At 51.2% G+C, this 11,121-nt stretch carries 13 protein-coding genes and 1 riboswitch; of the genes, 2 read left to right on the plus strand and 11 right to left on the minus strand.

Going from position 1 to position 11,121, the window contains the following annotated elements; translation table 11 throughout:
- Position 1: 1 nt before the first annotated feature.
- Genes pduM through pduA form a run of 11 tightly spaced genes read right to left on the minus strand, consistent with a single transcriptional unit; the run spans position 2 to position 8,088 of the window.
- Complete coding sequence (pduM, locus tag NMD08_RS09975) at positions 2-493, minus strand: microcompartment protein PduM (RefSeq protein ID WP_187252218.1); 492 nt, start codon at positions 491-493, stop codon at positions 2-4.
- The gene (locus NMD08_RS09980) at positions 490-1,122 is read right to left on the minus strand and encodes a phosphate propanoyltransferase (RefSeq protein ID WP_210904622.1); all 633 of its coding nucleotides are present in this window, start codon (positions 1,120-1,122) and stop codon (positions 490-492) included. The genes pduM and NMD08_RS09980 overlap by 4 nt, the downstream gene beginning before the upstream one ends.
- A complete protein-coding gene (locus NMD08_RS09985; protein WP_151219721.1) occupies positions 1,122-1,586 on the minus strand; it encodes a BMC domain-containing protein in 465 nt (154 codons plus the stop codon). Before NMD08_RS09985 ends, NMD08_RS09980 begins: the two co-directional genes overlap by 1 nt.
- Before the next feature lie 24 nt (positions 1,587-1,610).
- Positions 1,611-1,886 carry a propanediol utilization microcompartment protein PduJ gene (gene pduJ, locus NMD08_RS09990; RefSeq protein WP_001057752.1) on the minus strand — a complete coding sequence of 92 codons (276 nt, stop codon included), beginning with the start codon at positions 1,884-1,886 and terminating at the stop codon, positions 1,611-1,613.
- A gap of 19 nt (positions 1,887-1,905) precedes the next feature.
- Positions 1,906-2,256, minus strand: a complete 351-nt coding sequence (locus NMD08_RS09995) for a glycerol dehydratase reactivase beta/small subunit family protein (RefSeq protein WP_151219720.1) — start codon at positions 2,254-2,256, stop codon at positions 1,906-1,908.
- Positions 2,246-4,078: a diol dehydratase reactivase subunit alpha gene (locus NMD08_RS10000; RefSeq protein WP_151219719.1), complete on the minus strand. Its 1,833-nt coding sequence runs from the start codon at positions 4,076-4,078 to the stop codon at positions 2,246-2,248. The genes NMD08_RS09995 and NMD08_RS10000 overlap by 11 nt, the downstream gene beginning before the upstream one ends.
- Positions 4,079-4,093: 15 nt before the next feature.
- Positions 4,094-4,612, minus strand: a complete 519-nt coding sequence (pduE, locus tag NMD08_RS10005; protein WP_151224677.1) for a propanediol dehydratase small subunit PduE — start codon at positions 4,610-4,612, stop codon at positions 4,094-4,096.
- Positions 4,613-4,626: 14 nt separating this feature from the next.
- Complete coding sequence (gene pduD / locus NMD08_RS10010; RefSeq protein WP_187252222.1) at positions 4,627-5,301, minus strand: propanediol dehydratase medium subunit PduD; 675 nt, start codon at positions 5,299-5,301, stop codon at positions 4,627-4,629.
- Between the two features lie 10 nt (positions 5,302-5,311).
- Positions 5,312-6,976 carry a propanediol dehydratase large subunit PduC gene (gene pduC / locus NMD08_RS10015; protein WP_003030249.1) on the minus strand — a complete coding sequence of 555 codons (1,665 nt, stop codon included), beginning with the start codon at positions 6,974-6,976 and terminating at the stop codon, positions 5,312-5,314.
- Positions 6,977-6,994: 18 nt separating this feature from the next.
- Positions 6,995-7,807 (minus strand): propanediol utilization microcompartment protein PduB, encoded by an 813-nt coding sequence (gene pduB / locus NMD08_RS10020; protein ID WP_151219718.1) that lies wholly within the window; start codon positions 7,805-7,807, stop codon positions 6,995-6,997.
- Entirely contained in the window at positions 7,807-8,088 is a 282-nt protein-coding gene (gene pduA / locus NMD08_RS10025; RefSeq protein WP_003030255.1) for a propanediol utilization microcompartment protein PduA, read from the minus strand. Before pduA ends, pduB begins: the two co-directional genes overlap by 1 nt.
- A gap of 525 nt (positions 8,089-8,613) precedes the next feature.
- Here pduA and pduF point away from each other — a divergent pair.
- Both pduF and pocR read left to right on the plus strand, forming a co-directional pair.
- A complete protein-coding gene (pduF, locus tag NMD08_RS10030; RefSeq protein ID WP_151219717.1) occupies positions 8,614-9,423 on the plus strand; it encodes a propanediol diffusion facilitator PduF in 810 nt (269 codons plus the stop codon).
- A gap of 200 nt (positions 9,424-9,623) precedes the next feature.
- Positions 9,624-10,535, plus strand: a complete 912-nt coding sequence (gene pocR / locus NMD08_RS10035; protein ID WP_151219716.1) for a regulatory protein PocR — start codon at positions 9,624-9,626, stop codon at positions 10,533-10,535.
- A 333-nt stretch (positions 10,536-10,868) separates the two neighbouring features.
- Positions 10,869-11,044, plus strand: a riboswitch (cobalamin riboswitch).
- Positions 11,045-11,121: the final 77 nt, after the last annotated feature.

Below are 11,121 nucleotides of genomic sequence, written 5' to 3' on the forward strand. Positions count from 1 at the left end.
CTCACTCCTGCTTAATTAATTGGACTTTTCGCGTACCGACCGCTTCCTGAGCCAGAGCCGTCACGACACATCGACGGCGTAGTACCAGTACGCCACCCTTCAATTGGGCGACGTCGGCGTAGCTGAGAAGCTTTTCAGGATGCAACACGATGATTCGCCCCAGCTCGTCACTGAACTCCAGTGGCAGACGCGCGAGCTTTTTCACGGGGATTGCGGGTAACAACCGGTGTTGCAACGAAATTTTCACGCGGACTCCGCATGCCAGTGCTTCGTGGATCGTTACCACCGACATGTTGGCTGGGCAGCCATCGGCAATTTGCTCCAGTAAGGGCAGGTCGGCCTGCAGGAGATGGAGCGACGAGTATTGGCAGCATAATGTCCGTGGATCGATTTCCCGTAACTGCGCGACGCTAAGGGAGATCGTGCTTTCCGCGCGTTTTTTTAATCGGGAAACAACCTCCTCGATAATGCGTTGCAGCAGTTCGTTGTTCATCGTGAGGTCACCAGTGTGGCAAATGCCTGTGGATTATCAGCGCCTGCGGCATTGGCTTCGTCTGTATCGATATGCATCTCAAGGCGCATATCCGGCGAAACACGTACGGCGACGTTATCGAAAATCAGTCGACGTTCGTCGCCATTAATGGCAACAGAAACTTTATCTCCATGGGTAACTCGCAGTATCAGGGCATCGAGCGGCGACATATGGATATGCCGTTGGGCGACGATCACCCCGGATGCGATATCCAGCTCAGCAAATGGACTAACAAGGCGAATGCCTGGCGTGCCTTCGATATTGCCCGACATTCGCAGTGGGGCAGCAATTCCCAACGTGCGAGCGTCGGTACGAGAAATTTCGACCTGACTTTTGCTGCGCAGTGGGCCGAGTAAGCGCACATTTTTTAACTGACCTTTTGGTCCAACTAACGTGACAGTCTGCTCTGCCGCATATTGTCCTGGTTGCAACAGCCCCTTTTTCTCGCTAATGGGCTGATTAGGAAACAAGCGGCCATAATCTTCAGCGCAAAGATGAATGTGACGATTAGAGATCCCCAGCGGAATAGGGCGCTCGCGCATTTCATCCAGGACTTTAGTGACCGTTGTCTCCAGTTGCTGTTTATCCATTACGCTTCACCTCGTTTACCTGAGTGCAGACAAAGAGTGCGCGGCTCGCCCTTTTGACGAGGGCAGGCAGGGTCAAGACACAGATTGCAGCTAATCAACTCTGCTTCTTGCGGCGTTTCAGGCTCTGCATGATCCACAAACATCTCTTCCTGCGGTACAACTGGTGTGGGCTCCGGCGCTGGTTCAGATTGCGGAGTGACGCTATGTGGCAGAATACCTTCCCCGGGTCTGGATATGACTTTGTGAGCCACCAGCCCGTCACGTTGCTCAGCGAAACTGACCCCGGTGGAAATGGCCGCCTGAACGGAGGCCACATCCCCGATTATCTTGATCACCGTCCAGCCTGAGCCGTTGGTTTTTTCGAGGCCCACCAGCGTGATGGAGGCGGCTTTCGCCATGACGTCCGCGCAACTGATGGCTAATGCCAGACCACTAACTTCAAGTAATCCCAGTGATTGCTTCACGCTGTGCTCCTTGGTTGCTACGACTTATGCAGATTTAGGTAAAATGGCTTCAACGTCGCTATGCGGACGCGGGATAACGTGGCAGGATTTCACCTCGCCAACGGCGCTTGCTGCTGCGCTTCCTGCATCTACGGCAGCTTTCACTGCGCCGACATCGCCGCGAACCATAACGGTGATAAGGCCTGAGCCTATTTTTTCGTAACCAACCAACTGCACGTTTGCGGATTTCACCATGGCATCAGCGGCTTCAATAGCGCCGACAAGCCCTTTTGTTTCAACCAGTCCCAGTGCGTTATTCATACTGCTTTTCTCCTGTGGGTTATGAGTGGCATTCGCGGAAAGGAATGCCTTTAACCAGCCGCGCAGCGTTATTACCAATGCTGCGGCGATCGTGGCTATTTTGTTGATACGTCAGCGTAAAAAGTGGCGCTGATGTAGGTAAGTTTTTGTAGTGCACAACCAGTTTTTCGTGACTGCAGCCAATACCAACCAGCAATGGCGATTGGCAGGCAGCCAGCCAAGCGTTGTGGATAACGTCAGTCGAATGGCTCTCCTGAATCACAAAGGGGATCCCTTCTTCTTCAATACCCAGCAACACGTCATTCCAGACGCCTGCGCAGTCGGCAGTAGTGAAGATAACGATGGCTGGCGTGGTCAGATTACTTTCCATGAGCGAATGCCTTGTACCAGGAGAGAATCAACCCTGTCGCAACCGCGTTGCGCGGACCTTCGGTGCCACGAATGTTGCCGCGCCCGGCAACCAGACGGTAATGTGCCAGCGCATCGGTGACCAGTTGTGGAACTTCGAAGTCCAGGGATGAACCGCCAACCAGCACGACAAAGGGAATATCCCGAATGTTCCCGGTCGGACTTACCTGACGCAGCGCTCTGAGCGCGTTGGTAACGAAAACGCGCTCCTTGGCGCTACGGCGAATGGCGCGAACTTTTTCTAGTGCCAGATCCCCTGGTAATGGCACTAGTTCATCGGGTTTCACAACGCACACGCGGGCAAAAACAGTTGGCGGAAGCGGGGTGGAAAAGAACTGGACGCTGCCATCTTCGTGGCGAAGATGGAACAAGCTTTCGACTTTCGCCAGCGGGTGCTTTTTAATCTCTTCTGCAAGATAACGATCATCCAGCCCTAGTTCACGGGCAATGATCATCGTGACCATATCGCCTGCCCCTGCCAGATGCGTGGCAATAATTTCGCCTTTCGGGTTGATGATGGAGGCATCTGTCGAACCCGCACCGAGGTCCAGAATAGCCAGTGGTCGCGTTGTGCCCGGAGTGGTTAAGGCTCCCAAAATGGCTGCCTCGGCTTCGGCGCCGCCTACCTGGACGTTAATGTTGAGCTTCTGCGTGATTTCCTGCGCAATCATCGCCATTTGCAAACGGTCTGATTTCACCATGGAGGCAATGCCGACAGCCTGTTCCAGCGAGAACTCACCGGCAAGCCCCCCCGTCACGCTGACGGGTACTGAGGTATCAACGGCCAGCAGATCCTGAATAAAAATTTCGTGGCTGGGTTTGTTGGTTAATTCAGCCATTGTCTGGCGCACATGCTCCAGCATGCCGCCAATATTGGTACCGGCTTCACCGGTGACGTTATCCAGTTTCGGGCATTCGCCAACCGCTTTCATAATCGCTTCAGCGCCTGCAGCCACGTCGACGCGCACGGTACGTCCCTGCGATTGCAGTTCCAGATTTCCAGCGGGAATGGCGCGTGCTTTCACATCACCTGACGGTGTTTTCACGACTACGGCAGAACGGTTGCCGATCAGTGCCCGTGCCATCGGGACAATGTTTTTAGTCTCGTCGGCATTGAGGCCAAAGACGGTTGCAATCCCGTAGGGATTAGAAAGGGTTTCAATGACCTTTCCCGGAACCGCGACCTCAATGGCGGCCAGCATCCCCAACGGAATGCGGTCGATATGAAGTACTTCATCTACGATGGGCATGGGATGAGTCAGACGATTACTGACCAACACGCCATCGTCCTGCTGTAAAATAACGCCAGTTAACTGGTATCCGGCGCGGACGGAGGCATTAATCATCGTGGCAACATCGGCGAAATCAAATGCTGATGACACTACCAGAATATAGGGCGTATCCGCCGGACGACTGAGCAGGTCCTCCGGCGTAATCGTAATGCCCACGCCTAGCCCGACGCCGCCCGGCGTTTTAGGGTTATGGCCGATCATGGTGGATTCAGTGATGATGGTTTCGGTGATCGTTTCCATCGCCACGTCGCCAATGACCGGGGTGGCCTCGTTAATGCGGATAAGCGAAATATCGCTGACATTGATTCCAGCGTTTTTAGCCGCCAGCGTAAGTGCCTCCTGAATGCCAAACACATTACGCAATGTGCCCTTAATCCCGGTGGTTTCCGCCAGCGCGCTGGCAGTGATGCTCAGTGCGCCAGAATCATCCAGGGTAGCCAGAGCGACTTCCGTGGATGAGTTGCCTATGTCAATGCCAGCTATATATCGCATGATCCTGTCCCTGAGTTAGTCGTCGCCTTTGAGTTTTTTACGCTCAACGTACAGCGCTGCCGCTTCACGAACGAAAGCTGCGCAGATCTTTGCCTGATAACGGTTTTCGAGATCGTCGGCGATGGCCATCAGCTCGTCTTTCGTTGAGCGGTACGGACGCAGCGCGTTGTAGATCTCCAGAATGCGGTCGTCAGGTACGGCGGTTAGCTCAGCGGCGCGTTCGAAGTTCATCGCCAGCCTGTCACGTCCGGCATCTTTAGCGATTTCCGCCTGAAGGCGCAGCGTTTCAGGGGTAATGCGCATGTCCTGCGCTGTTACTTTGTTGCTCAGAACATTTTCGAGCGTGAACTCATCCAGGGTTTTGTTGGTCGCGGTTTTTACCCACTCAGGATGTTTATTCGCGAGAGGGTAGTCCGAGACTTTCGCAGTATGTGCTGATGAACTCGCCGTGGCCGGAGTCGTGGACTCTCCCTGCAGGCTGTTCATCCGGCTCAGTACATCCCGAACCATCGATTCAATTGCGTCGGTATTCATGGAGTTATCCTTTATCAAAGCGCCACGCGCAGTTCCTGCGGGTTCTTGCCCGTCACGACGTATTTGGTCTCTTTAATGTGCAGAATGGCTGATTTCGCCTGGTACTTAGGACGGGCCATCTGATCATTCAGCGTAGGGACCGGTTGCGGAGATTCACGCTTGGCATAACGTGCGGCGTTTTTACCGATCTGACGATAGGTTTCCAGCGTCAAAAGCGGTGCCTGAGGGAACAGCTCCAGGTTAGAAAGCGGTGGTAATCCCTGTTGGTGAATAACCGTGGTGCCTTTTGACTGGATGCCGATAGAGATCCCAGAACCACTCAGACGATTACCCTCCACGGCAACAAACGCCACATCAGAGGATTTAAAGCAGCGGATAACGCGCGCTTTAATGCCTTCTTCTTCAATACCGGCAATCACTTCGCGCAAGATATTTTTGTGCGGTATTCCCACGATATTGACGGTTTGTGACAGACCAAACGCTGGCCCTACGGCGATAATCACTTCGTCCTGCTGCTGGCCCTGTTTGGCTTCGCCAATCTCAGTCAGAAAACTGTCACCTTGTACCGCAGCAGCCTGTGGTGTGCTGGCCGCTGTCGCTGAGCGGAAGGAGACGGGTTTGTCGCTGGTCTGCATTTCCGACAGTACGTCTTCAATTATCTGGCGTAGCAGCTTTTCATTGATTTCCATTTTTCACCCCTTAGCCAAGTTCGTTGGGATCAAGTGCGCCAGGGATGTTTTTGATCTCTTCCCAGCGTTCGCCTTGCAAGCGATAACCTGTTGCCGGACCGGCATAATCATTGACGTCATTTACTGCGGACAGCACCTGTCCGTCGCCAACGATAATGGCGGAGGTATGCAGATAATCCCCGGTTAACTTGGCTTTCTGGATGTTGAGCATGTCCTGAGCGACATCGGTAAACCCGCCCTGAGCAAGGGCTTTCACCACTTCCAGACCGTTACGGTTTTTATTGATGATCTCTTGCGCAAACTTAATGTCTTCAACAATGTTTCGCTCCGGCATATCTTTCGAACCGTGAGCGTAGGTTGCAGCTTCCACTTCTTCATCGGTAATAGGCGGTAATCCCATTCCGGCAAAGACGGCCTGTAGCGCGCGCGCTGCTTTGTTGCGAATGGCGATAACGTCTTCTTCACGAACAGGACGCAACCCACCGTCTACCTTCAGATCGCGCTGAAGAACGTTGTAGTCGTCAAAATCCTCGGCATCCTCGTTAGAACCCGCAAACATGTTGTCGTAGTTGGGCACTGCGGAATACCCGGAAGAGATGAAGTCAGTCCCGGGCAGGAACTGCATCAGCAGGCGCGCAGTACGGCGCATATCCGAGTGGGTAAAGGTCTGGTCGTTACTGGAGGCGCATTCCAGATCCAGAGAAGAACAGATCAGGTTTTCTGCCAGCACGGCGCGGATACCCGACGGTACAGCGGAAGGCACACCGATGCAGCTTACGGAACCGTTTTGTAAACCCTGTACGCCAGCAGCTTTGGTGATGTAAATACAGCGGGCTTCCAGATAAAGCATCGATTTGCCTTCGGCATAACCCATTTGAACTTCTGAGCCAGAACCGGAGGTAAAGCGCATTTTCAGACCGCGGGAGGCGTAGGAAGAGGCGAGGAAGCCTTTCGACCATGGCGTGTCGTCGCCGTCAGTAAAGACGGGTTCTGTACCATAGACGGAGATTGTTTCTGCATAGCAGGTGTGGCCTAGCATGCCGAGTTTCAGTTCAGTCGCTTCTTCCAGTGAACACTGGGTTAACACGCCAGGACGCCCAACCTGTGAGCCGACTAACAGTGCAATGGCGTTAAATGGCGCATAACGCGCAACAGCAACGGTGGTTTCCTGTTCGTCAAACCCGCGCCATGCGCCTTCAGCGGCATCAGCGGCAATCTGCACCGGGTTATCTTTAACGTTAGTGACGTGTGCCTGTTGAGACGGGGTACGACGAGCGCGCATTTTCTGCATGGCCATCATCATCTCAACGACGTTCATATGTGACACTACTTCGACAATTTTTGCCGGTGTCATTGCGGTGGTTAGCGGCACAATATCTTTGCGCTTCACGTTAGGATCGCAAAGCATATTGGCCAGTTTGACCGAATCCATCGCCATAACTTCTTCCGCGCGGGCCAGGTTAATGCCATAGCGGGCAATAAAATGGTCAATTAGGTCAAATTCACTGGCGGATTTGCCGTCCAGTTCAGTGACTGTACCGTTGACGATTTTAATCGACGGTTTGGGGTCGTTCGGGCTTTCCATCGCAATGAAGCCTTCCTCGATCCACTCCTTAACGAAGCCATCCTGATTCACAGGGCGCTTCGCCAGTGCTTCAAATCTTTTCGATCTCATGAATCAGCCTCACTGATATCAGATGTAGGACGGACGATCGTTTTTCGGCTCTGAGCCGAGAGTCCCGAGTACGGTTTTACCGATTTCGCGGGCGGAGATAACGGCCTGGCGAACCGCGCCGGAATCGCCTGAAATGACCAGGATAGCTTCGTTACTGAAGCTGGTGCCGTGGGCTGGGGAGCTGTAGGCCACAACTTCCACGTTGGCAGATTTCAGCGCCGTATCAGCCATCAGGACACCCACGGATGCTGGTGCGCCGACAATGATGCCGCAGGCTCGACCAATCGGTGCGCCAAAGGCTTTTTCCAGCGCATAGCTGGCGCGCGCGGTGTATTGCATCTCGATATGACCGGCTTCGTTGGCATAAACGTCGCCAAAGGTGCGATCCAACTCTTTCAGTGCAACTTCAATGCCGCGTTTCACGTCGGAAACATCGTTGCCGCCGAGAATAATCAGTGACCCATGACCTGCACCGCCTTTGGTATCACGTGGCAACTCGATGCTGACGACTTCAGTATTTGTGGCTTTTACCGCTTCATCGGCGGCCATGATGTGCGGGCCCGCACCTGTACGTGCGCCAAGGATGCCAATAGATCGATAACGTTTTTCAAGTTTCATCGCGTCCAGTAAGGCGCTATCTACGTTGGCGATTACCAGACCGACTGTGTCGCCAATCGCGGTACCGACAAACTCCGTTAAACTGCAGCTTTTCTCTGTCATAGCCGTTTCTCGTGTTGGAGGATTATTTTCAGGGATAGCCTGCTGTTCTGGCGTCGCCACGCGAGCAATCACCTGCGCCATGATCTGTTCAACCAGCTCATTGCTGCTCATTAGCTAATTCCCTTCGGTAAGATTTTTTCTACATCGGTATGAGGGCGTGGAATGACGTGTACGGCTTTCACTTCTCCCACGTTTCGGGCTGCGGCGGCACCAGCATCTGTTGCTGCTTTGACAGCGCCGACATCGCCGCGGACAATGACTGTTACCAGCCCCGAACCAATTTTTTCGTAGCCGACCAGCATTACATTGGCTGATTTCACCATTGCATCTGCGGCCTCTATGGCTGCAGTTAAGCCTTTGGTTTCTACCATTCCTAACGCTTCTTGTTGCATAAAGACCTCGCCTGGGTTGTCCCGATGTTCATGACTATAAAAAGAAGCGAGGAAAAAGAATGGCTGACTTGAAAGTATGAGTGAAAAAATAGTGAGGTTCTGGTGATATAAAATTGCTGTTATTTATTTTATGGTGTTGTTTTTATTGAATATATTATGAAATGCTGATGTGATTATTTGGCTATGTTAATCCCATATTTACACTTTTTAACGTGACAGGTGAAATATCATTTGCTATGCGGGGGGAATGAATTTGTGACGGTTATCTGAAAACAAGATTATGCTATTGGCAATATTTTATTATTTTTAAAATGTACATGTAATAGAGGAATTCCACGTCATCTGGCTTTGTTTAATAAAAGTGATCGCAAGAATTTGCTATCGCAACACGATTTTGAAAGTCATATCGCCCGCAGATTGCCAACAATTTGCCGACATGGCTTTTTATAGTAAGCCTCGAAGTATTCTACTTGCCAGCAAGGAGTCCGCTGGTAAAGACACGAACTCTGCTTAGAAGGTGTCACAATGAACGATTCACTAAAAGCGCAATGCATTGCTGAGTTTTTGGGTACCGGGCTGTTTTTGTTTTTTGGAATTGGATGCCTGAGCGCCCTGAAAGTCGCAGGTGCCAGCCTGGGATTGTGGGAGATCTGCATCATATGGGGTCTGGGGATCTCGCTTGCAGTTTACCTGACGGCCGGAATTTCTGGTGCACATCTCAATCCTGCTATTACTATCGCTCTGTGGTTATTTGCCTGCTTTCCGGGGCGCAAGGTTTTGCCTTATACCGTGGCTCAGGTCGCGGGGGCCTTCGGTGGCGCTCTGCTGGCTTATTTGCTCTATGGCAGTCTGTTTACCGAGTATGAATCAGCCCACCAGATGATACGCGGAAGTCTTGAAAGCCTGCAACTTGCCAGCATATTCAGTACTTATCCTGCCGCCGCGCTCAGTGTCTGGCAGGCCGCGCTGGTTGAAGTGGTGATTACCTCGATTCTGATGGGGATGATCATGGCGCTGACCGACGACGGTAACGGTGTTCCCAAGGGGCCGTTAGCGCCGTTGCTGATTGGTATTCTCGTTGCTGTTATCGGCGCATCCACCGGCCCGCTTACCGGATTTGCAATGAATCCGGCGCGTGATTTTGGTCCTAAATTGTTTGCCTGGATGGCCGGATGGGGAGATGTCGCGATGACCGGCGGACGTGATATCCCATACTTCATTGTTCCGATTGTGGCTCCCATCATCGGCGCCTGCGCGGGTGCTGCAATTTATCGTTATTTTATTGGCAAAAATTTACCGTGTAATGCGTGTAAGCTGGAGGAAAATGAGAGCTAGCTTCACGGAAAAAGCTTATTTTTGAAAGGTAAAAACTGTTTTCGTGATCCGGTTTCCTGAACCGCTGAAAAAGTCTCCCAACAATGGGAGACTTTTGTTATGTTCGCTGATGACTTTCATCATTGCTCAGAATGGCAGGATGAAAATGAGTGTGAATAATATGTTTCTTTATAACAATAAATTAACTGAGAGGTTTTATCATGATTTCTGCGAGTGCCCTGAACTCAGAACTCATTAATAAAATCGCACAGGATTTTGCACAGGCCACCAGTCTGGCCGTTGTGGTTGTCAATATTCACGGTGATGAAATTTCTGAGCTCTTTAATTTCACTCCTTTTTGCCAGTTGATGCGCCAGCATCCTCAGCACAGCACCCGTTGTCGTATGAGCGACCGCTGCGGAGGGCTGGAAGCGTCTAAATCCGATCAACCCTGCATCTATCGTTGTCATGCCGGACTTACTGATTTTTCCATTCCTCTGGTCATCGCGGGCCACCTGGTTGGGTTTGTGCTCTGTGGTCAGGTACGCTTAAGTAACGACGTTGGTCTGGTTGATATTCTCAACGTCGATGACCGCTGGCAAGCTGATCCCGAACTGGTCAATGAATTTCGAAATGTACCGGAAATGGACTATTCACGAGTCATCGCCTCAGCAGATCTGCTGAAACTCATTGTAGAAAACTGTCTTAAGAAACAACTTAATTTTGTCGTTATCAAAGACAATCCACAGCAGTCAGAGCCGGTACGCACTAACCGCAGTACCAATCCGCATGACAGTAAGATGAAAAAAGCCCTGCGCTATATTGATGCGCATTTATCAGACGAATTGCGTCTGGAAGATGTCGCCTCACATGTTTTCCTTAGCCCTTACTATTTCAGTAAATTGTTCAAAAAATATCAGGGTATCGGTTTTAACGCATGGGTAAACCAACAGAGAATGGCAAGTGCCAAAGAGTTGCTTTGCCACAGTGACTGGAGTATAGCCAGCATTGCGCGTAATTTAGGCTTTTCGCAAACCAGCTATTTTTGCAAGGTGTTCCGTCAAACGTATCAGGTTACGCCGCAGGCATTTCGCCAGCAAATAAATGTCATTTCACGCGGAGAGTCTGCGTAAATAGCAATATTTTGCTATTGCCGATTTTTGATATGTGGTGCTATGCCAATCATTATAAAATGAAAAATAATGACAGCTGCCAATAAATTGTCATAGCGCAACAAAATAATAGTATTAGAGGGATAAACTGCACCAGTTTTTATTTTTGTGATGAGATACAGTGTCTGTGTGAAGGACTTTCTTTATTCTTTAACGACATTTTCATTCAGAATACGAACTTATGAAGTCAATGGGTTAAGGCCAGAATATTGGCTGAATGAACCCGGAAAGATATTAAATTGAATTATTGTCATGAGGTCGTGAATTTACCTCATAACATAGAGCTTAATTAATCAGGCTCTTGAACTGACAGGTTTGCCACGTTTGTGGCAGGGAAGGGGGTGAGAATCCCCCGCAGCCCCCGCTGCTGTGATGCTGACGACCCCGTATTGACCACTGATCGCAAGATTGGGAAGGGCGGGTGAGGATGACGCTAAGCCAGAAGACCTGCCTGTCAGTGACTACCAACAACTTCGGTGGGAAGTGGGTGGTTCAGATGCATACAGTCGAGAGACTGGGTATCTCTACACCCCTACCACCCTGAACA

Origin of the sequence: Citrobacter meridianamericanus (assembly GCF_041320245.1) — a bacterium.
GTDB lineage: Bacteria > Pseudomonadota > Gammaproteobacteria > Enterobacterales > Enterobacteriaceae > Citrobacter > Citrobacter meridianamericanus.

What these genes read in the sequence shown, in the direction of transcription:
- pduD (WP_187252222.1), bottom strand. Translation starts at nt 5,301, where the DNA reads ATGGAAATCAATGAAAAGCTGCTACGCCAGATAATTGAAGACGTACTG.
- pduC (WP_003030249.1), bottom strand. Translation starts at nt 6,976, where the DNA reads ATGAGATCGAAAAGATTTGAAGCACTGGCGAAGCGCCCTGTGAATCAG.
- pduB (WP_151219718.1), bottom strand. Translation starts at nt 7,807, where the DNA reads ATGAGCAGCAATGAGCTGGTTGAACAGATCATGGCGCAGGTGATTGCT.
- pduE (WP_151224677.1), bottom strand. Translation starts at nt 4,612, where the DNA reads ATGAATACCGACGCAATTGAATCGATGGTTCGGGATGTACTGAGCCGG.
- pocR (WP_151219716.1), top strand. Translation starts at nt 9,624, where the DNA reads ATGATTTCTGCGAGTGCCCTGAACTCAGAACTCATTAATAAAATCGCA.
- pduF (WP_151219717.1), top strand. Translation starts at nt 8,614, where the DNA reads ATGAACGATTCACTAAAAGCGCAATGCATTGCTGAGTTTTTGGGTACC.
- NMD08_RS09980 (WP_210904622.1), bottom strand. Translation starts at nt 1,122, where the DNA reads ATGGATAAACAGCAACTGGAGACAACGGTCACTAAAGTCCTGGATGAA.
- NMD08_RS09995 (WP_151219720.1), bottom strand. Translation starts at nt 2,256, where the DNA reads ATGGAAAGTAATCTGACCACGCCAGCCATCGTTATCTTCACTACTGCC.
- pduA (WP_003030255.1), bottom strand. Translation starts at nt 8,088, where the DNA reads ATGCAACAAGAAGCGTTAGGAATGGTAGAAACCAAAGGCTTAACTGCA.
- pduJ (WP_001057752.1), bottom strand. Translation starts at nt 1,886, where the DNA reads ATGAATAACGCACTGGGACTGGTTGAAACAAAAGGGCTTGTCGGCGCT.
- pduM (WP_187252218.1), bottom strand. Translation starts at nt 493, where the DNA reads ATGAACAACGAACTGCTGCAACGCATTATCGAGGAGGTTGTTTCCCGA.
- NMD08_RS10000 (WP_151219719.1), bottom strand. Translation starts at nt 4,078, where the DNA reads ATGCGATATATAGCTGGCATTGACATAGGCAACTCATCCACGGAAGTC.